Source organism: Bacteroides sp. AM16-24, from assembly GCF_003471885.1.
GTDB lineage: Bacteria > Bacteroidota > Bacteroidia > Bacteroidales > Bacteroidaceae > Bacteroides.
The window spans coordinates 15,163-36,837 of record NZ_QRKI01000013.1 but is presented as its reverse complement, the minus strand read 5'-3'; the positions used below and the strand labels follow the sequence as shown (position 1 = coordinate 36,837).

The following is a 21,675-nucleotide window of genomic DNA, read 5'->3' as shown; positions in this document are numbered from 1 at the left end:
CTTTAAATTATAAATTAAAAACAGAATCATAATATGAAAAAACTAACTCTGGTTTCATTGATTTTGAGTATGATACTGATTTCATGTAAAGAGCGTGGGGAAGTGCGTATCATGCCGGAATTTAATTATGACCAAACCACTATAAACATATCGAAGAATGAAGGTTCTTCTGTAACGGCTCTTATTTATACGACGGAGGGTGAGGTTACCGCCGAGTATACGGCAGACTGGCTCTCGGTAGATGTGAATCCGAAACGTGCCATTTATAAAGCTACGGCTGCCAATGAAACAGGTGAACCGCGTTCGACTGTCGTGAAGCTGGTTTCCGGAGAGTTCTCTGTAGACGTAACAGTGACTCAATCAGATAAAGATGCTTCGGAAGAGAAGGCATTGAAAGTGGGACAAGTGACAGAAGACGGACTCGGTATGATATTCTGGGTTGACCCGTCTGATCCGGAATCCGGAAAGGCTATCTCACTGGAACGTTGGGGCGGCAATCCGTATGAAGCATCTATCATGCCACATGGTGCTCTGTCAGCAGTAGACGGCCCGGCGAATACAGCCCTGTTTGTAAATGCAGGCCCTAATGATGCTGCCGCCTTGTGTACAGCATTGGGAGAGGGTTGGTATTTACCGGCATCCAATGAATTGCTCGATTTGTTTGACGCATACAATGGTATCGGGCATGAAGATCCGGCATTCACCAATGCAGTGCCTGCCAATATCAGCGATACGGAAAAAGCGGCCCGTGCCATGTTCGACCAGTACCTGACCGATTTGGGTGGAGCTGTTATAAATGCAGCGGCTGATACGGGCAATGGTGAAAGCTACTGGGCAAGTACGGAAAGTGAAGATGGTCAGAAAGCAAGATACGTCCGCTTCGGTAAGTATGGATTTGACTTTGGTGCCAAGACAGGTACAAGCCGCTTCGTACGTGCCATGAAAGTGATAGGTAACTATAAATTCCCCGAAGAACCTGCGACACTGACCGTTACCCCTACCCAGGTTGGACTGACCAGTGAAGCCGGTGCCACGGCAGAGTCTACCGTAACTACGAATAAGAGTTCATATACGGTAACCATTGAAGGTGATGGCTCCACATGGCTTTCTGTAAGCAAGGCAGAAAACAAGATTACATTCATCGCTTTGTCGGAGAATACCACGGATGGTTCGCGTACGGCGACTGTGACCGTCGTAGCCGGTTCCGGTGAAGGTCAGGCTACGGCTACCATTACCGTAAGCCAGCAGAAAGCTATAGCTGTGGAACCTTTCAAGATAGGCGAGTATGTGACGAAAGATGGGGATACGGAACTTGCTGAAGGCGGTATTGTGTTCTGGGTGGACCCGGCAGATCCTTCCAAAGCCAAGATCGTATCTTTGAAACGAGAGAGCCTGAAGTGGACGAACGGTTTTGCAGAAGGTTTTGGGGTAACGGACGGTGAAAATGGATATGCCAATACGCAGACTATAGCGCAGAGTGAACATGCAGCGGATATTCCGGCTATACAATATTGCAAGGAGAGAGGAGAAGGTTGGTATTGGCCGGCAAGAGACGAGCTGATAGCCTTGTATGATGCCTACAACGGAAATCATAGTTCAAGTTTGCTTCCCAGTCAGCTTCCGGCGGAAGAACAGGCTGCACGTGCTGCATTCGATAAGGTCTTCACCGATCATGGCGGCATTCTCCTGAATACAATGGGGGATACGGAAAACGGTGACAGTTATTGGGCAAGTACGGAGACTACTGACGGTAAGAAAGCTTGTTATATACGTTTTGGTAAATATGTCAGTACCAATAATGCCAAGACCGGAAGTGCGCGTTATGTTCGTTGTGTGAGAAGTGTTTCCAAATAAAATCTTTAAAGGCAAATATCATGAAAATAAAATCATTTTATATAACGGCATCCTTTGCGTGTCTGTTTATGTTGACTTCATGTGTAGACTATGAAGTGAAAGATCCTAACTTCATGCCGCCGGACGTTGTTCTGGACGAAGGTGACGACGATGAAATTATAGAGGGGTTGCCGACTCCCGGAGAAATGCAGGCTTACAGTCCTTCACTTCTGGGTAAACCGTATCGTCCGATCAAAGTGAAGTATTCGAGCCAGTTTCCACCGGTTGCCAGTTGGACTGAAGCAAATACCCGCATCGTGGCTTATATGGGCGAGTATAAGCCAAGCATAAAAACAGAAAGTGACTACAAGGCTATCACCAATAAATATGGTAGCCTTACCACAGGTGCCAAGCAACAAGCCACAGGACGCTTTTATGTGAAGAAAGTCAACGGTCGTTGGTGGATTATCGATCCCGAGGGATATCCTCACTATGAAAGAAGTGTGACTTCCCTCAGGTATGGTTCTTCTTCGCGTAATAAGGAAGCTTGGAACAAGCGTTTTGGCAATGATAATATGTGGTTATCGAAGACGCAGGCAGAACTGGCCTCTATCGGCTTTCATGGCACCGGTGCTTTTTGTACCAATACATATAGTAAAATTCAGGCGCATAATCAAAGTAATCCCAATGCACCTATGACTCTTGCACCTTCGTTTGGCTTCCTCAGCCAGTTCAGATCGCAGAATGGGCATGCCTATCCTGGAAATACTTCTGATAATGAATTGGGGCTTGTGTTGTACAGTGATTGGGCGGACTTCTGTAAATCTTATATCCGTTCGGCCATGGCGTCTTATTTGAATGATGCAAATGTATTGGGATTCTTTTCGGACAATGAGATAAATTTCTCTTCACAGAATTCAAGAATTCTGGACCGTTTTCTGAAACTGACAGACCGGACGGATATCGCTTATCTGGAAGCTAAGAAGTTTATGGAAGAGAAGAATGCAACAAGTGTGACCGATAACCTGAATAGTGAGTTTGCCGGCAGGTTGGCCGAACTCTATTACAAGGGAGTTAAGGAAGCCATCAAGAGGATTGATCCGGGAATGATGTATCTGGGAACCCGTCTGCATGGAACACCGAAATATCTGCAACATGTGGTGGCTGCTGCGGGCAAGTATTGTGATATCATCTCTATCAATTACTATAGCCGTTGGAGTCCGGAGTTGACTACCTATGTGAAGCAGTGGGGCGAAGATTGGGCGGATGCTCCCTTTATGGTTACTGAGTTTTATACAAAGGGTGTGGAAGATTCTGACCTGAACAACCAGTCGGGTGCCGGATTCTCTGTTCCCACTCAGAATGACAGGGCGTACGCATACCAGCATTTCACTTTGGGTTTGTTGGAAGCCAAGAACTGTGTCGGCTGGCATTGGTTCAAGTATCAGGATGATGATGGTACGGATAATAGCAGTAAGCCCGCTAATAAAGGGGTGTATGACAACTATTACGAGATGTACCCCTATCTGAGTAAGTTCATGAAGGAAGTGAATTACAATGTTTACAACCTTATTGAGTATTTTGATAAATAAACAGATTTATCAGATTGACATTTTGCATTTCTAAAGCCCCGGGAGTCTCTGCTTCGCAGCCCGGGGAGAGGAGGCTTGCAAATTCGCGAATGAAAATCTATATTTGTCAGATTATGAGTTGGATATATAAATACGTACAACTCTAAAAAGCGGGAAATAGCTTGTTCGGGCTCTTTGACTATAAGGCTTTTGCAGAATGTATGCTTCTTTGGTACAGAAACTATATACCTAATGTGCAGGAACTATATATCTGACGCGTTGGAACTATATATCTGATACGTCAGAACTATAGATGCAATCTGCAGAATATAGAGTTCCTGTACATAGAATATGTATAACGGGTGTATATTATGCAATATTCCGCATTTATATTCAAACCCAAGAGGCATTGACAGTCTGTTTGGTTTTTCCGGATAAAATGCGTTGTAAGGCAAAAGCCTGTTTCCCTCTCTTTTTGTAAAGACAAATAGGAAATTCAGGTATTATAAGAAATAAAATAATAAGTATAAACCTTTAAAAGGATGATGATGAGAAACGGAAATAAAGTTTTAGTTATAGGTTTGGTTCTGTTGGCAGGATTCGCCTCTTCGGCATCGGCAGTGACAAAAGGTATGAAAAAGGTTGTTGAGGATGCGCTCGACTTCTCTGTCAGACAGTCAATGTCCATGTTCGGTGAGATGAAAGACCAGAAAGGCATATTGCCCAGAACGGCGAAGGATGGAGAGATGATTACCTGCGATTCCGGTTGGTGGACAAGTGGTTTCTATCCCGGTACGTTATGGTATTGTTATGAGTATAGCAATGATCCGCAGGTGAGGGCAGCCGCCGAAGAAATGACTTCGCGTGTAGAAAAGCAGAAGTATACGACCAGCAATCACGATGTTGGCTTTATCATCAATTGCAGTTTCGGCAATGGCTACCGCCTTACCCGTAATGAAGCTTACAGGGAAGTGATAGAGACTGCGGCCAAATCCTTATCCACCCGCTTCCATCCGGTGACGGGTTGCACTCGCTCGTGGAACAGCAAGAAATGGCAGTTCTCCGTAATCATTGATAACATGATGAATCTGGAACTTTTTACGGTAGCCTCATCCATGACGGGAGATAATTCTTACTATAATAAAGCAAAGTCTCATGCCGACCGTACAATGATCAATCATTTCCGTCCGGATGGCAGTTCATTCCACGTGGTTAGTTATGATACGATTACAGGAAAGGTGCTGAACCAAGTGACACACCAGGGCGTGGGTGATCAATCTGCTTGGTCGCGTGGTCAGGCATGGGGATTATATGGATTTACTATGATGTACCGACAAACGGGTAAGAAAGAGTATCTGGACCATGCTATTAAAATCGGTAAGTATATTATGAACCACCCGCGTTTGCCTAAAGATAAAATCCCTTACTGGGACTTTGATGCTCCCGACATTCCGAAAGCCGATAGAGATGCTTCGGCCGGTGCCATTATGGCTTCGGCTTATGTGGAGCTGAGTACTTATGTAGAAGGCGAACTGGGCAAGCAATTCCTTGCAATAGGTGAACAGCAAATAAAGTCGTTGGCTTCTCCGGCCTATCGTGCCAGGAAAGTAGGCGATAACAATCATTTTATCATCAAGCATTGCACTGGTTTCATGGCAAAGCAGTATGAGATAGATGCTCCATTGACGTATGCCGATTATTATTTTGTAGAGGCTTTGCTTCGCTATAAGAATTTGTTGGAAGGGCGTCCGGTAGTTGAGACGATTACGGCTTTCTCTGAAAATCCGGATCGTTCTGCCTGGTTGAGTTCACTCCATCGTATCTCCTATCCGTTGCTGACGAATATGGCGAAAGGTGAACTTCGTAAAAATATGCCGGTTGAATCTATCGCTGCTGATATGCAGAAAAGAAGAGAAGTGACACATCTGGAAGCTTTAGGCAGACTGATTACAGGTATTTCGGCTTGGCTGGAACTAGGTCCCGACAATACGATAGAAGGTAAACTGCGTGCCCGGTACATCGATCTGGCGTTAAAGTCGATTGCCAATGGAGTTGATCCGGAATCGCCCGACTACCTGAACTTCAATAACGGACGTCAACCCTTAGTGGATGCCGCTTTCCTGGCTCACGGGCTGTTGAGAGCCCGTACACAACTGTGGGATAAACTGGATAAGACCACTCAGGAACGGGTAATCAAGGAACTCAAATCATCAAGAGTGATAAAACCTTCCGAAACCAATTGGCTGTTTTTCTCGGCAATGGTGGAGGCTGCCTTAAAGGAATTTACCGGCGAGTGGGAGTATGACCGGGTGAAATATGCCTGTGACCGCTTTGAACAGTGGTATAAAGGAGATGGCTGGTACGGTGACGGGGCCGATTTCCATCTGGACTATTACAACAGTTTCGTTATCCACCCGATGATGGCGGAAGTGCTGGGTGTGATGAAGAAACACCAGATAGAAGGTGCCATACCTTACGAACTTGAACTCGAACGCTATGCCCGCTATGCAGAGCAACAGGAAAGAATGATTTCTCCCGAAGGGACTTTTCCGATAGTGGGTCGTTCATTGGCTTACCGTTTCGGGGCTTTCCATGCTTTGTCCGACGTTGCTTACCGGAAATTGCTTCCGGAAAGAGTGAAACCTGCACAAGTGAGATGTGCACTGACAGCAATTATCAATCGGCAGACACAAGCTCCCGGAACATTCAACCCCGAAGGATGGCTGCGGGTGGGCTTTGCTGGCTATCAGCCTCATATTGGAGAGAGTTATATTTCAACAGGTAGCCTCTACTTGTGCTCTGCTGTGTTCGTAGCCCTTGGTTTGCCGGAAGCAGATGAGTTTTGGGCTTCGCCTGCAGCAGACTGGACTTGCAAGAAGGGATGGGCAGGCGTCGATTTGAATGTGGACAAGGCCTTGAAGAAATAAGGATGAATTCTAAGAAGAATTGCTTATGAAGAAATTCGCAAATGTCGTGTTGTATGGATGTGGCATTTCATTGTTTGCTTCCTCTTGTGTGCAGAAAGCTGAAGAAAAGAAGCTGAATGTCCTTTTCATCATGACCGACCAGCAGAGGTATGATATGCTGAGTTGTGCAGGCAATCGCTATGTCAGTACTCCTTCATTAGATCGTTTGGCTGAGAACGGTGTCCGGTTTGAACATAATTATTGTGCAAATCCGGTATCGATGCCGTCACGTTTTGCAATGGTAACAGGACGTTATGCCGGCGAAATAGGTTATACAAATAACTCTACTAAGCCGGATACTTTAAGAGTCTTGCCGGCTGCCCGTGAAAGTTCGGTTGGAAATTTTTTCCGTAATGCCGGCTATCAGACAGTCTATTCCGGTTATCCGGGCTTTTATTGTGGAAGGACTCACATGGAGGAGTATGGTTTTACCCAGAATGGTACGGATTATTACGAGGGTCCTGCCGATTTTGCCGAGAACTTTCTTGCTGGCTATAATCCGGCTCAGGATGAACCTTTTTTCCTATATCTCTCTTTCATGAATCCTCATGATATTTGTTATGGGGCAGGTTTTGATCCGAGATTTCCCGATGAGCTGCGCCCTCATCAGATAGCTGCTACGCAGAAGTATATAGATTTGCGTAAAACACTAAGTGATGAAGAATATCGTGCACAGATACCTCCCGTACCTGCCAATGTGGAACCCAACGGGACGTATGCCGAAATGAAAGCAATCGGTTCCGGTTCCCGTGACTGGACAGAAGAGCAGTGGGATTTCTATCGTTGGATGTATTGCCGGCTTGTAGAAGATGTGGAACAACAGATCGGACGTATCCTGGCTGCGTTGGAAAACTCCGGTCTGGCAGATCATACGATTGTTGTCTTTACTTCAGATCATGGAGAAATGGGACAGTCTCATGGCCTTGTTTTTAAAAGTCGCTTGCTTGAAGAAGCTACCCGTACACCGCTTATTATTTCCGGTCCGGGAGTGAAGAAAGGAGTTGTAGACTCAAAAAGCTTGACTAGCGGAATTGATCTGGTACCTACGTTATGCGATCTGGCAGGAATTCCCGTACCGGAGAACTTGTCCGGTAAGTCACTGAAACCGGTTCTGACCGGGCAAACGGATAAGATTGACCGTGAATATATTATCGTAGAGTCTAGTTCAGGCTATCAGATTAATGACGGACGTTATAAGTATACAGCCTTTACGCGTGGAGATAAGGAAGCGTCTTTGATGGATATTCTGGCTGATCCTGGCGAAATGTCCGATAAAGTTGCTGATCCGGCTTATGTAGCAGAGAAAGAACGCTTGCACGGTTTATTGATGAAGGAAATTAAAAAAATAACAGAACAGCTTCCGGCAGAGAAATAAGCCGGAAACTCTATTAATCTCAGTATTGGCATGAAAAATAAATTATCCCTTTTATTGGTGTCTTTTTTTCTCTTCTCCTGTGCGGAGAACAAACAGCTAACGGAACAGCAGACAACGTTTTGTAATCCGATGAATTTGGATTACGGTTGGGGATGTTTTCAGAAGAGAGAGAAGAAAGCCCGTACGGCTGCCGATCCGGTAATCGTATTGTTCAAAGACAAATATTATCTTTTTACTACAATGGATATCGGCGGTTATCGTGTATCCGACGACTTGATTACATGGAAGGATGTCTATTTTAATCCGGAGATACATGTATCTGCCCTTGATATTGATCATTATGTGGCACCTGCTGTATCTGCGGATGATAATTATGTCTATTTTATAAACTTTACCCGCGACCGTTCCAAAAAGAAAGTAGACGTGATTCGCTCTGCTGACCCGGAAAATGGAAAATGGGAAAAATGCGGGGAGGTACGATGTATGGCCGATCCCTGTCTGTTCATTGATGATGGGCGCTTTTATTTCTATTATGGGCTGGGTGCAGAACAATCTACTACTTTCTTTGAAGTGAATCCTGAGACTTTTGAGGAAATAGAAGGTACGAAGAAGGTGCTTCGTGAATATATTACGGACGTTAAAGAGTGCACTTCCGGTTATCACTTCGGGCGCAGAGAACTGTATGATGAAATCGACGCTTCTGCCTGGATGGGTAAGTTCCAGAAGATACCTTGCCCTGAGGGTGCCTGGATTGTGAAGAACAATGATAAGTATTACCTGCAATATGCCACGCCGGGAACCATTTGTAACTGGTATTGCGATATCGTTATGGAGAGTGATAGCGCGAATGGAGGCTTTATTGAACAGCCTTACAATCCTGTTTCGTTGAAGGTCGGTGGTTTTATTGGTGGGGCAGGCCATAGTTGTGTATTCAAAGATAAGTATGGTAACTGGTGGCAGGCAACTTCCATGTGGATTGGTAACCACGATGAATTTGAAAGAAGAATCGGATTGTTCCCAGTATCATTTGATGCGAAAGGGCGGATGAGAACTCATACCGTATTGGGTGATTATCCGATGCTATTGCCTCAGAAGAAGTTTGAGCCGCAGGACATCTCTGCTTTCGGCTGGATGCTCCAGTCTTTCAATAAAGCTTGTATGGCTTCTTCTTCGCTTTCGGGTTTTGAACCGGAGAAAGCAGCGGATGAGAATGTCAGGACGTGGTGGTCGGCAGAAAGCGGTAATGCAGGTGAGCATTTCGTAATGAACTTTGGTAAGAAAGTGCAGATTAACTCTGTTCAGATCAACTTTGCCGAACAGGATATAAATCCGGAGGCTCCCAAAGAGACAGACTATCATGCCTACAAACTATATACTTCGAACGATGGGCATACCTGGAAGTTGCTTGCTGATAAGTCCGGAAACAAAACAGCGGTTCCTCATGAATATCTGGAACTCTCCAAACCTGTAGAAGCTTCTTATATGAAGGTGGAGAATGTACATACTCCCAAAGAAGGTAAATTTGCACTGTTGGATTTGCGGGTATTCGGTTCCGGTTATTCGGATAAGCCCGGACAGGTGAAAGAACTTTCTGTGAAAAGAAACCAGGAAGATGGAAGATACGCCTCGATTGCCTGGAATAAAGCATTCGGTGCCGACGGTTATTTGGTTCGCTTTGGTTATCAACCCGACTTTCTGAATCAATGTATTCAGGTGAAGGGAAATGAAACCACTGAACTTTTGCTGCATATTCTCACTAAAGGCGTGAAGTATTATTATCGTGTGGATACCTATAATGACAGTGGAATTACGGAAGGTAATGTTATTTCGGAGTAGGACTTTGGTTCTTCTCCCTATGTTGACTTGTGCTGGGCTTATGCAAGCTCAGCACAAGCCTAATGTTGTTATCATCTTTACCGATGATCAGGGATATCAGGACCTTGGTTGCTACGGATCGCCGTTGATACAAACCCCGTCAATAGATGGGATGGCAAGGGAAGGACTAAAACTGACAGACTTCTATGTATCTGCTTCTGTCTCCAGTGCCTCACGTGCGGGCCTTTTAACGGGACGGCTGAATACCCGGAATGGAGTGAAAGGAGTATTCTTTCCGGAATCCGAAGGTATGCCTTCCGAAGAGATAACCTTGGCAGAAGCATTGAAAGAACAAGATTATGCAACAGGTTGTTTCGGTAAATGGCATCTAGGTGACTTGAAAGGTCATCTACCCACAGATCAGGGGTTTGATAAATACTTCGGTATTCTTTATAGTAACGATATGTATATCGGCCCTTCTCAAAAATTTGCGTCTAATGCTGTGTTTAGAGAAGGATATACTCTGTCTGAAGCTAAAGCGGATCAGGACTTTGTGAGAAATGCTCCCAACAGAGCGACGATAAAAAAGAGACTCAATAGTGTATCTCCTTTGTTTGAAGGAGATGAAATCATAGAATACCCCTGTGATCAGTCTACTACTACCCGTCGTTATTTTGATAAAGCGATTGAGTTTGTAGGGCAGAATAAAGAGAAACCTTTCTTTGTTTACATTACTCCTTCGATGCCCCATATTCCTTTATTTGCATCCGAGCAGTTCAGAGGCAAGAGCAAACGTGGGCTTTATGGAGATGTTGTGGAAGAAATAGGTTGGAATGTCGGACGCTTTCTCGACTATCTGGATCAACAAGGATTGGCGGAAAGCACGTTGGTTATTTTTGCATCTGATAATGGGCCGTGGTTAGGTTACAAAGAAAATAGCGGTTCTGCCGATCCGTTACGTGGCGGTAAATTCTCGTATTATGAAGGCGGGGTACGTGTACCTTGTATTCTGCGTTGGAAGGGTACTATCCCGGCAGGAGTAACCAGTGATGCGATAATTGCCAGTATTGACCTATTCCCAACAATAATGCATTATGCCGGTTGCAAATCGTTCAGGCAGGAGATTGATGGAGTGGATATATCATCATTCTTGAAAAACCCTTCTTTGCGGTTGCGTGATGAGTATGTCTATGTAAAAGGTGGTGAGGTGCATGGAATACGTAAAGGAGATTGGGTTTATTTGCCTAAAACGGGAAATAGTAAGTTTAAGGAAGGTGATGTGCCTGAGTTGTTTAATTTAAAACGGGATATTGGAGAGACTAATAATCTTCATCTGGAATATCCAGAAAAGGTGAAAGAATTACAGGAAGTAATGCTGCTATACCAGGCTTTAAAAGTTAAAAAATAGACTTTTAGGGTATCATTAATGAAAAAAGATATGTTTTTTTGCAACCTGTGATTCTCTTTCTGCGTCTAATAGATAAATAAAAAACAGAAGAGTTATGAAAGCAAATTTATCTATGGATGATATCCGTACAAAAGTAGAAGAGTATATAAAGAAAGCAGGCCGTGCTACAGGTCGTCCTGTGCTTACAGCCTATTATGTAATGACTGCTAATACGACCCCCGATAGTGAGCGCACCAATATAATGCTTGCTTTGGTAGCCATTGTCTTCCCTACCAGTATAGAGGATGTTCTGGGACAACTCTTTATGGTAGGTAAAGGTTTTGCTGCTGTCTATGCTTATAAAAAGGTAAAGAAATATATCACTCCCCAGATTAAAGATAAGGTGGAAGCTAAACTCGATGAGTGGTTCCATGATAATGTGACGGAGGTGGAGACGCTATATTTGGAATAGTTTGAAATGTAACAGAGGTTGCCTCAACTTAATGAGGCAACCTCTGTTTTTATCTGCTTGTGCCAGCTATCGCCTTTAGGGAGTAACTCATTAAAGAGGACTACAGAGTTAGAGAGGTTTTAAGGCATATGTATAGCGATATACTTTATTCTTTAACAAGAACTCTTTATGGACTCTGGGCGACCAACTGTCGTCTCCTCCAAGCCCCATTTGCTTATAATCAATATGCAACCAGTTCTTTTCACCACGAATTAATGTATGTTCTTTCTTACTACGGTTCAAATCTTTATCGGAGTAATTCTGAATATTAAAATTGAAGAGTGGCTTTCCGGTTATGCGTATTCCGTTTCCGGAATCATCGTATATTTCCAGCCAGCGGTTATCCGTTTTGTTTCCGTTTTCTTGGGGCATGATATGTGAAAAGAACTGTTCGCTGACCATCGCTTTATAGATACCGACGTAAGCAGATTCTTTTCTGTCATCATAGCTTTCATGAGGTCCTCTTCCAAACCAGGTCAGATTTTGCCACTCAACGGGTAGGGCACATTCCATCCCGACTCTTGCCAATGACAAGACATCTACATTTACATGAAAGACCACATCAATGATAACTTCACCTTCGGGAGAAACCATATAATTTGCCTTTTGCAGGATATTGCCTTCTTTGCATTCCAATAGATTATTGGCATAAACTTGTACATATCCGGTAGGTAGAACCGTGAAATCCAGTTGCTTCGGTTTTATCTTGTAACCGTCGAGTCCTGCTTTGCGCCACGAACTTGCATAAGAGTTGTTGCGTCCTTCGTCGTTGTCGGTCGGAACCCGCCAGAAGCATGGCAGCAGGGGAGATTTAAGCAAATCACTTCCTCTGTAAACGAACTGTGACATTGCTCCGGTGAGTTTATCAAATTGTATATGAAATTTTTTTCCCGTAACTGTAAGTCCGTTTTTCCTTTCCACCCGGAGAGGGGAAGCGGTGCTGGCTTCTCTTTCTATGGACGGTTGGGGAAGCAAATCTAAAGCTAATTGTTCGGAAGCTATCTCAACACTGCCCTCAGAGTAGTTCCGTTTTTTCGTATCATAAAAACTAAAATTTACATGATACTCATTTCCTGCTTTCAGATTTTGCCTGGAGAAATTCAATTCTATCAATTGCCTGCTTTGGGGAGCTATATTCAAAGTGGTAATGGTATCACGCTTTATAGGAATTCCATTTTCTAATAATGTCCAACACAAAGTAATTCCTTTTGTATCTACAAAGTAATTTGTGTTTGATATTGAGACAAGACCTTCGTTTATGTCTATATTCTCTACGTTGAAATTTTGATAGACCTTTTTCAGCTCATATATCTCCGGTTGGACTTCCCGGTCAGGGTTTACCAAACCGTCATTTGAATTAGCCCCGTCGCTATAATTCATGACTTCCCAATATTCTTTCCCGCCTTTTTTTTTCAGGCATAATCCCTGGTCTACCCAATCCCAGGTAAACCCTCCGTGCATACGTGGATATTTATAAAATAGATTCCAGAACTTTCTGAAATTGCCTAAACCGTTTCCCATAGAGTGAGCATATTCACATATCAACATAGGACGTGACTGATCCTCATTATACTGTTTGATAATCTCATTAAGCGGGTTGTACATATTGGAAATGAAGTCATACCTTGAAAGTACTTTAGCATAAGCAGGATTCTTTGCCTCATAATGAACCGGACGTTTTTCAGGATCATACCTTTTTATCTCTTCATAGGCCTTGTCAAAGTTCTTTCCCCAACCGGATTCATTTCCCATAGACCAGAAGATGACAGAAGGGTGATTCTTATCCCTTTCCACCATGTTCACATTCCTTTCGACAATGGCCTTTTTCCACTCATCCCTTTCTCCGACATGGAATCCTTTTGCCCACAAGCCATGACTCTCTACATTAGCTTCATCCATTACATATAGCCCATATTCATCACACAAGTCATACCAATCCGGATGATTGGGATAATGGGACGTTCTCACTGCATTTATATTAAATGATTTCATCAGTTTTATATCACGCTCCATTATCTCGCGTGTAATGTATCGTCCAGTGTAGGGATCGAACTCATGCCTGTTGACTCCTTTTATTTTTATAGGTTGTCCGTTCAACAGCAACAGTCCATTTTTAATTTCTACTTTTCTGAATCCTATCTTCTGGCTAATAACCTGTTGAACGGTTCCATGCTTTCTTGATAGTTCTATGTCCAAGCGATATAAATCAGGTGTTTCTGCCGTCCACTTTAACGGAGAAAATATTTTCTCTGAGAATGAGATTTCTTGTTTTTCCCCCGAGGCTACACTGAACGAAAACTGTCTTGTCCATATCAGTTTGCCGGTTGTTTCTTTTAAAGAAACACGCAAACAACCATCGCTGACGGGTTCTCTTGTCTCATTCTTTATGGAAACGACTGCATTCAATTCTGCATCCTTATACTCCATATCCAGGTTGGGGGAAATAGAGAAATCCCTGATGTGGACTTTAGGAAGTGCAAACAAAAAGACATCACGATAGATGCCGCTTAATCTCCAATAATCCAAGTCTTCTAAGTAACTGCCGTCAGACCAATTTAGAACCTGGACAGTCAACTGATTTTCACCCTTCTGCAAATATTTGCTGATGTTAAACTCTGCCGGCAACATTCCGTCTTCATGATATCCCACTTTTTCCCCGTTCACCCAGACATACATGGCAGATTGTACTCCGGCAAAGTGCAGAAAGATTTCTTCATCTTTCCAATCAGCCGGAACAGCAAAGTTCCGGCGGTACAGGCCTATCGGATTGGATTCTCGGGGAATATAGGGTGGATTAGGTTCAAAAGGGTATTTCACATTCGTAAAAACAGGTGGATCATATTCTCCTTGCAGCTGCCAGTTGCCAGGGACTTGAATATAATCCCATGAACCATCATTATAGTTCGTGCTATAAAAAGCTGCTGGCAAGGCATATATTCCGGAGATATATTTAAATTTCCACTCTCCGTTCAGAGAGTGTACCATAGAAGATACTCTTCGTTCTGCCTCTGCTACAGATCGATAAGGTATATAAGAGGCATGAGCCGGTTCCGTATTTATACTGTTTACTTCAGGATTTTCCCATTCGGACAATACTTCCTGAGAATGGGCAAGTGTTACAGCCCAACATATAATAGCTAGGACCAATATTCTTTTCAGCATATCTATTTTGTGACATTAAATGTTTGGTACATAAAAAACTGTTCTCTTTTGTCATTGGGGGTAGGTTGTATATCTACTCTCTCTAACATAACCCCTTTTACATCCGACGTTACAATAGCAGGTCTGTAATCAAAAGAGTGAACTTTCAATTTCACATTATCCAGCCGGATATCATCTGCATGACGTATGAAGATTCCCCAAGCAGGAAGTTCCTTGAATTGTGAGAACTCCGGATAAGCTGTTCTCATCTCAGGTATTCCTTCCAGTTCTTTTGCGGTCAGTCCGCATTTGGCATAGAAGGGATTGCCTCCTCCCGGAGATTCTATATCTATATTCTTGAGAGTAATCCCTTGAATTCGGTCTTCAGGTAAACCGATAATGCTTGCCGGAGAAATGTTACGGGGCAGATGCTCTACCGGACCTTCATATGGATAGCCCGCATCAGGCTTAGAGTTTGTCAACTTTACATTGAAGTTTGAAAGAGTGACATTTTTCATAAGCGGCCTCTTCCCGGAATTCCAGCGGTCTCCTATTCGCAGGTAGAATGCATTTCCTACATTCACAGCATGTACGCTATCGACAAATATGTTTTCGATGATACCTCCGTCCACAGTGGCGAATGTTACGGCGGAACGGTAGGTGTTATAAACCGTAAGATTCTTGATGATAAAGTCACGAAAACCTCCTTTTGATGCTGTTCCGAATTTTAAGCCACTGGCACTTGAACGTATGATGCAATTATCAACTACCACATTCTGGCAGATTTGCGATGGTTCATGTGATTTGAAACAGATACCATCATCGGCGGCATCGAAAAAGGAATTGCTGATTCTGACGCTATCGCAATCTACGATATCTATTCCGTCATTATTCCAGTAAGATTTGCAATCAACATTTATATTGTCTATAATGACTTGCTGGCACTGGTCGTAGGCTTGATTCCAACTTGCCGGATCGTGCATCCGTATCCCTTCAATCCGTACATTCCGGCATTCTCTGAAATAAATATTGTGGGGACGGTTTGTTTCATCAGGCCTGTCCATGTGCAACGGATCATCTATAAGTCCTCTCTGGATGTATGAGATCAGATTGTTCGCTACTATAAATCCTCTGCCATCAATTGTTCCTTCGCCTGTCACACCGATATTATCTTGCTGTACGGCAAAAAGCAAGGCTGTCCGTTGTATATATTCATCCTTTTTATAATCTAAGGCATTACATGAACCCAATAAAACAGCTCCTTGCGCTAAGTGCAAAGTAACATTGGATTTTAAATATATAGTGCCGGTCAAATAGTTTCCGGTATCAAAAATGAGTTTTCCTCCTCCTGCCGTGTGGACATAATCAATCGCATATTGGATGGTGTGCGTGTTCAAAGTTACTCCATCAGGTTTTGCCCCAAAATCCATTATAGAGTAATCTTGTCCCCGGACACCGGTCCAACAGAGGAATAGAGCCGACAAAGCATATAGTAATTTTCTTTTTAACATAGTATCAAATCATTATTTTTTCATCTTTACATATAACTCATTCAAAACTTCCCTTCGCGTAGAAACTCCCGACTGGACTTTTATATTCAATTTAGAAAAGTGCTTCCAGTAACTTAAAGTCTGTTCCTCTATCGCTTCGTCTAATCTTGCTTCCCATTCGGGCAAAAAGCCTCGAAGTCCCATGTATTGCACCATTGAGAAATCTTTATCATCCAATGAGACGTCTTTATAGTAAACCAGAGTAGTGCCTTGCTCAAGCAAGATATCTTGCATCATAGATATATTGATGTTCCTGACTTTTACCTTTTCATCTATTGCAACCGAAGACGCTACACCGGCAGCTTGTCCCATAGCCATCCAGCATGGTTCCATCCTGAGTGTAGAGAAACCGATGTGGGAACCAGAGATAGGGACTGGGAACAATAAATTATCTACCTCCTTGGGAACAATCACTCCATAAGGAACAGTGTAAGGTGATGTCGGATAGCCCAGAAAACCATTCAGGTGTACCATGCCGGGTTCCCGCTTATGGGTGGCATGTGAATCAAATCCATAATGGCTGGCTGTAATACTTGATAAGTACACAGGAGGTCTTCCACCACCTTTTACAGGCATCGCATCACTTGCTATGAAAAAATGAAGTCCTTCGAATCGACGTCCTTCACGTACATATACTTGTCTGGGAAAATGCCCGTTATCTGTGTATTCATCTTTTGCATACCCCCATTCGCGAGCTGCTTTCCGGAAATGATCGGGTAATTCTTTATCGTTTTGGGCAAACCAGAGCAATCCCTCTGTATATTCCCTTAGTCTTGTTGCAAACTTGTCACGCCATGTCCAACCGGCTGTAGGCCATGCCCAGTTCTCTTCGGGCAGATCTGACGAGACAAAGGCAGCATGCTGGTTATTGGCATCTGTTTTTTCATTTGGAATCTCAACCAGGTTTACTACTTTCCCAAGCCCCCATTTGTCACCGGGAATCATAGTAGGATTACCTTTAGCTATATGCTTTCTATTAGCTTCTAACATTTCCGGAGTAACATTCACCATCTCAGCTTGGGTATGACGCCCCGTCCAGACATCATCGATAATAGATGTATATTCATTGCGGTCATAATTTAGGGGCTTTGTTATGGGTACTTTATTATTCGGATTTTTGGTTAGGCACAACCGGTAGTTGTAGGCTTGGACAGCATTATCTCCAATAAATGTGGAAGCATCCATTTCCGGACCATGCCAATATTTGTAAACACTACCTGCTCCGGGTTCTCCAAATTCATTTTTACCTTCTCGCCCTACTCTAAAGGGTACTCCGGCTGCTGCTGCCAGATCTCCCTCATAGGTTGCATCAATGAAAATCTTGCCTCGATACTCTTCTTGAGTATTTTTATCACGATTCAGTATATTGATTTGCACAATCTTGTCATCTACTTTTTTTAGATTGCGGGGGCTGGAATCAAATTGTCGCATTGTCAAAACTGTTATTAGACCTTTATATTCTCCCAGCCAGTCAGTAAATACTTGTTCTGCTACTGAAGGTTCGAAACGGAAACCATCATCACATCTCTGATATTGTGTGGAAGCCACACCATATTTCTTTTTGTAATAGTCTTTGATGCGGCAAGTGAACTCTCTGAACAATCCTGTAGTAGCTGCCCGGGTTACAATATCCGTTGCTCCCAGCCCATTGGAAGGCAGGCCTCCGATATGCTGTGTACGTTCCAGAATAACAGATGTTTTCCCAAGCTTGGCAGCTGCAAGTGCTGTGGTCAATCCGCCGGGCGTTCCTCCCACTATAACAATATCATATGTTTGCTGTGCAAAAACATTGATACTCCAAAATAATAGTAAAGTTATTAGTAATTGTTTCATTGTGGTTTCTATTTAGTGATATTAGTAGATTGATATACATGTATCTGTTGTTTCTTTTTTCCGGGTTCCTGGATTTTCATTTTACTCATGTTGACATGGTGTGCGTCATCCAGTACTATAGCTGGTCTATAATCTCTTTTTCGGGCAATAAATGTAATGTTCTCTAAAGCAATCCCCTCAACATGTCGGAGATAGAGTCCCCACGCCGGGAGTTCTTTGAAACATGAAAATTCAGGATACGAATCTGCCAACTCAGGAACTTTATCTAATTCTTCCGGAGTAATGCCGACCTTTGCTATTTCCGATTTTCCTGCTCCCGGATGATTGATTACCACATTTTTCAGAGTCACGTGTGTTATGGGATGCCCTTTTAGTCCAATGATACTTGCCGGAGATATATTTCTGGGCATATGTTCTATTGGTCCCTCATACTCATATCCTGCATCCGGTTTCCCTTCGGGAATTTCTACATACAAATTAGAAATAAGGACGGAGTCCATAGAACCTACTTTATCCGAATGTGTACGGTTGCCTATCCGAAGGAATATAGCATTTCCTGTATTATAAGCTTGTAAACTATCCACTACAATGTTTCGGACATATCCTCCGTCAGGAGTGGCTATCGTTAATGCTGAACGATAAGTATCATAAATCTTATTGTTTATAATCCGGATATTTTCATATCCTCCAACTGTCATAGTGCCTAATTTTATTCCGTTAGCACTCGAACGCATGGTACAATTACGAATCACTACGTTTCGACATGCAACTTCGGCTTTATGGGATTTCAAGCAGACTGCATCGTCCGAAGCGTCGAAGAAGGAATTTTCTATCACTACGTTCCGGCAATCGACGATATCAATACCATCGTTATTCCAATATGCTTTATTGTCGACTGTAATTCCCCTCACCCATAGCGAGTCGCACTCTTCGTATTCCTGTGTCCAGTCACAGGTGTTTTTTATAGTGATTCCTTCTATAGTTATACCCTGGCATTGCTTGAAATGAATCCCTCGCGGTCTACGCGGTCTGTCATTCTCCAGAGGATCTTTGATAAAACCTTTATGCACTTGGTCGATTATATTATATGATACTTGGCGTCCTTGTGCATCAATGACTCCTTTCCCATAAATAGCTATATTCTTTTGACTTATAGCTCGAATCATACTATAGCAAGGTCCTTCCATATTATAGTCGTACGGGTTTAGAGAGCCTACCAGTATTGCCCCTTCCTTTAATTGTATCGCTACATTCGATTTGAGTTCAATGCTACCTGTTAAATACCGGCCGACATTAAACACTAGAATACCTCCTCCTTCTTTGTGAATATAGTCAATGCCGGTCTGGATAGAATTAGTATTCAACGTTACTCCATCAGACTTTATGCCAAAGAAAGATGCATTATATTCTTTGCTCCATACTGAAGAGCAAGAAAGAAAAAAAAGGATTGATAATATATATATTCTCATAATCAACTATTTAAATGTTTCTGACGGATTGTCTGTCATGATAAATTCTAAAAGACCTCCGTCTGTGATTTCATGATGAAAGATTCTGAAGCGTTTTAATTCTTTTCCATTCAAGAAGACCGCCTTTACATATTTATTCTCTTTCGATAAGTTCTCAGCACGAATGGTGAAATTCTTTTCACCTTCCAGACGTAACACCATTTCTTTCAATTGAGGAGCACCAATAATATATTCTCCACTGATAGGATCTACGGGGTAAAATCCCATAGCAGAGAACAAATACCATGCGGACATCTGTCCACAATCGTCATTCCCGCATAATCCGTTGGGAACGGGCAAATAAAAACGATCAAAAATTTCACGGATAAGTTCTTGCGTTTTCCAGGGCTCTCCTGCATAATTATATAGGTAAGCCACATGATGGCTGGGCTCATTACCATGAGCGTATTGTCCTATAAGCCCGGTCACATCAGATACAAAACCTGTATTTACAGTTTTGTTCTCAAGTCGGAAAAGTGAATCGAGTTTTGCTGTAAATGCTTTATTTCCTCCCATCATTTCAATCAAAGAATCTACATCGTGTTGCACATGCCATACATACTGCCATGCATTGCCTTCGGTATAATCCCCTCCGGAAGTTCCGGCATGTGATAATCTGAAAGGATCAAAAGGATCTCTCCATTTGCCTTGTGAATCTTTTCCTCGCATGAGTTTGGTTGCCGGATCAAATAGGGATGTATATGCGCGGGCTCTTTGAGAAAAGAAATCATAATCTTCCTTTTTTCCTAATGCTTTTGCCATCTGTGCCACGCAATAGTCATCATAGCAACTTTCTAAAGTTCTGGAAACCGATTCTTCAGGAACAAGATCGAAAGGATAATATCCATACTGATTGTATGTTTCCCAATCAGACTTGGGATGAGACTCTAATGATGATTTCCTGATTGCTTCGTAAGCTCTTTCCGGGTCAAAACCTTTATACCCTTTCAGATATGCCTCTACAATAACGGGTATAGCATGGTTGCCAATCATACAATGGTTTTCTTTGCCCCATAAAGCCCATATAGGTAAATAACCTTGTATATCACAATGAGATAACATTGAATTGACAAATCCATTGACTTTCTCTGGCACTAAAAAGGTATATAGAGGATGAGCGGCACGATAAGTATCCCACAAGGATAAGGTAGAATAGTATTCTCCTATGGGAGAATGGAGGATGCTGTCATTAGCCCCCCTGTATCTTCCATCCACATCGGTTATATTATTGGGTTGGATACACAAGTGGTAAATGGAAGTGTAGAAATTTACTTTTTGCTCTTCTGTGCCCGATACGTCTATACGTGATAATAAATTGTTCCAGGCTTCGGTAGCTTGAGTCTTCACCTTCTCAAAGTTCCAGTCCGGATTTTCTTTTTCCAATGCTTCCTGTGCGCCTTCTATACTGACAGTAGACAGTCCGACTTTTACTTGAACGCTTTCTCCTTGTTTTAAATCGAATGAAAGAAGAAGGCGTTTGGCTTTTTCCCCTTTCTGGGGTTGAAGTCCCTTAACTGCCATATAGGGTTTATCGAATTTGATGACATAGAAGAATTCTCTTTCTACCCACATCTTTACCCTGTTCTTTCCGGCAATGCTATGTTGATCTAAAAGTTGCATTTCTGCATCTATTACATGAGTTCGTAGCTGCTCGTCCTTACTTACAATTCCACTTTGAAGGTCTACCAGAATGTGTGCCGGTCCTTCTTTTCTGAAAGTATAGCGATGCATGGCCGTACGCTGTGTCGCAGTCAACTCTACATCCACCTCAAAATCAGATAAAACTACCGAATAATATCCTGGATAAGCTTTTTGATGCTCTTTATCATATCGACTTTTATATTTGCCATTTTGTATATTACCACAAAATGGCAGGATTAATATATCTCCTAAGTCGGGACATCCCGTACCATTCAAATGGTTTTGGGAAAATCCCATGACAGAGTCATCCTCGATATTAAAGCCGGAGCAATATCTCCACGAACCATTTCCACTTTCCGGGCTTACCTGTATCATTCCGAATGGTACACAAGCTCCCGGAAATGTATGGCCATTATCTGCATTACCAATAAAAGGATTCACATAACAGCAATAATCCTGTTCAACATTACTACATCTTATGCTCAGAAAGCATACTCCAACTATAGCAAATACCCACCAAAAACATTCCTTTATTCTCATTTAA

General features: G+C 42.8%; 12 protein-coding genes. 7 read left to right on the top strand and 5 right to left on the bottom strand.

Annotated elements, in window-relative coordinates; translation table 11 throughout:
• The first annotated feature begins 33 nt into the window (after positions 1-33).
• The 7 genes from DW182_RS15045 to DW182_RS15015 all read left to right on the top strand — a co-directional run bounded on the left by DW182_RS15045 (position 34) and on the right by DW182_RS15015 (position 11,419).
• Complete coding sequence (locus tag DW182_RS15045; protein WP_118296027.1) at positions 34-1,854, top strand: BACON domain-containing protein; 1,821 nt, start codon at positions 34-36, stop codon at positions 1,852-1,854.
• A 20-nt stretch (positions 1,855-1,874) separates the two neighbouring features.
• Complete coding sequence (locus DW182_RS15040; RefSeq protein WP_118296026.1) at positions 1,875-3,425, top strand: hypothetical protein; 1,551 nt, start codon at positions 1,875-1,877, stop codon at positions 3,423-3,425.
• A gap of 521 nt (positions 3,426-3,946) precedes the next feature.
• On the top strand, positions 3,947-6,331 hold the full coding sequence (locus DW182_RS15035) for a DUF2264 domain-containing protein (protein WP_118296025.1): 2,385 nt from the start codon (positions 3,947-3,949) through the stop codon (positions 6,329-6,331).
• Positions 6,332-6,356: 25 nt separating this feature from the next.
• Positions 6,357-7,745 carry a sulfatase gene (locus tag DW182_RS15030; RefSeq protein ID WP_118296024.1) on the top strand — a complete coding sequence of 463 codons (1,389 nt, stop codon included), beginning with the start codon at positions 6,357-6,359 and terminating at the stop codon, positions 7,743-7,745.
• 30 nt (positions 7,746-7,775) lie between these two features.
• Positions 7,776-9,581 carry a family 43 glycosylhydrolase gene (locus tag DW182_RS15025; protein WP_118296023.1) on the top strand — a complete coding sequence of 602 codons (1,806 nt, stop codon included), beginning with the start codon at positions 7,776-7,778 and terminating at the stop codon, positions 9,579-9,581.
• A 19-nt stretch (positions 9,582-9,600) separates the two neighbouring features.
• Positions 9,601-10,968 carry a sulfatase gene (locus DW182_RS15020; RefSeq protein WP_199678593.1) on the top strand — a complete coding sequence of 456 codons (1,368 nt, stop codon included), beginning with the start codon at positions 9,601-9,603 and terminating at the stop codon, positions 10,966-10,968.
• A gap of 94 nt (positions 10,969-11,062) precedes the next feature.
• Positions 11,063-11,419, top strand: a complete 357-nt coding sequence (locus tag DW182_RS15015; RefSeq protein WP_118296022.1) for a hypothetical protein — start codon at positions 11,063-11,065, stop codon at positions 11,417-11,419.
• Positions 11,420-11,527: 108 nt separating this feature from the next.
• On the opposite strand, the gene DW182_RS15010 is transcribed toward DW182_RS15015, so the two are convergent.
• The 5 genes from DW182_RS15010 to DW182_RS14990 are packed head-to-tail and all read right to left on the bottom strand — an operon-like array spanning position 11,528 to position 21,671.
• Positions 11,528-14,620: a glycoside hydrolase family 2 TIM barrel-domain containing protein gene (locus DW182_RS15010; RefSeq protein ID WP_118296021.1), complete on the bottom strand. Its 3,093-nt coding sequence runs from the start codon at positions 14,618-14,620 to the stop codon at positions 11,528-11,530.
• A 2-nt stretch (positions 14,621-14,622) separates the two neighbouring features.
• Positions 14,623-16,110 carry a glycoside hydrolase family 28 protein gene (locus tag DW182_RS15005; protein ID WP_118296020.1) on the bottom strand — a complete coding sequence of 496 codons (1,488 nt, stop codon included), beginning with the start codon at positions 16,108-16,110 and terminating at the stop codon, positions 14,623-14,625.
• A gap of 12 nt (positions 16,111-16,122) precedes the next feature.
• Positions 16,123-17,982, bottom strand: a complete 1,860-nt coding sequence (locus DW182_RS15000; RefSeq protein WP_118296019.1) for an FAD-dependent oxidoreductase — start codon at positions 17,980-17,982, stop codon at positions 16,123-16,125.
• Positions 17,983-17,990: 8 nt separating this feature from the next.
• Positions 17,991-19,451 carry a glycoside hydrolase family 28 protein gene (locus DW182_RS14995; RefSeq protein WP_118296018.1) on the bottom strand — a complete coding sequence of 487 codons (1,461 nt, stop codon included), beginning with the start codon at positions 19,449-19,451 and terminating at the stop codon, positions 17,991-17,993.
• 6 nt (positions 19,452-19,457) lie between these two features.
• Positions 19,458-21,671 (bottom strand): GH92 family glycosyl hydrolase, encoded by a 2,214-nt coding sequence (locus tag DW182_RS14990; RefSeq protein WP_118296017.1) that lies wholly within the window; start codon positions 21,669-21,671, stop codon positions 19,458-19,460.
• Between the last annotated feature and the right edge of the window lie 4 nt (positions 21,672-21,675).

Excerpts from the sequence above, each read along its gene's own strand:
- DW182_RS15025 (WP_118296023.1), top strand. The coding sequence starts at position 7,776 with ATGAAAAATAAATTATCCCTTTTATTGGTGTCTTTTTTTCTCTTCTCC.
- DW182_RS14990 (WP_118296017.1), bottom strand. The coding sequence starts at position 21,671 with ATGAGAATAAAGGAATGTTTTTGGTGGGTATTTGCTATAGTTGGAGTA.
- DW182_RS15020 (WP_199678593.1), top strand. The coding sequence starts at position 9,601 with ATGTTGACTTGTGCTGGGCTTATGCAAGCTCAGCACAAGCCTAATGTT.
- DW182_RS15045 (WP_118296027.1), top strand. The coding sequence starts at position 34 with ATGAAAAAACTAACTCTGGTTTCATTGATTTTGAGTATGATACTGATT.
- DW182_RS15000 (WP_118296019.1), bottom strand. The coding sequence starts at position 17,982 with ATGAAACAATTACTAATAACTTTACTATTATTTTGGAGTATCAATGTT.
- DW182_RS14995 (WP_118296018.1), bottom strand. The coding sequence starts at position 19,451 with ATGAGAATATATATATTATCAATCCTTTTTTTTCTTTCTTGCTCTTCA.
- DW182_RS15010 (WP_118296021.1), bottom strand. The coding sequence starts at position 14,620 with ATGCTGAAAAGAATATTGGTCCTAGCTATTATATGTTGGGCTGTAACA.
- DW182_RS15030 (WP_118296024.1), top strand. The coding sequence starts at position 6,357 with ATGAAGAAATTCGCAAATGTCGTGTTGTATGGATGTGGCATTTCATTG.
- DW182_RS15040 (WP_118296026.1), top strand. The coding sequence starts at position 1,875 with ATGAAAATAAAATCATTTTATATAACGGCATCCTTTGCGTGTCTGTTT.
- DW182_RS15035 (WP_118296025.1), top strand. The coding sequence starts at position 3,947 with ATGATGATGAGAAACGGAAATAAAGTTTTAGTTATAGGTTTGGTTCTG.
- DW182_RS15015 (WP_118296022.1), top strand. The coding sequence starts at position 11,063 with ATGAAAGCAAATTTATCTATGGATGATATCCGTACAAAAGTAGAAGAG.
- DW182_RS15005 (WP_118296020.1), bottom strand. The coding sequence starts at position 16,110 with ATGTTAAAAAGAAAATTACTATATGCTTTGTCGGCTCTATTCCTCTGT.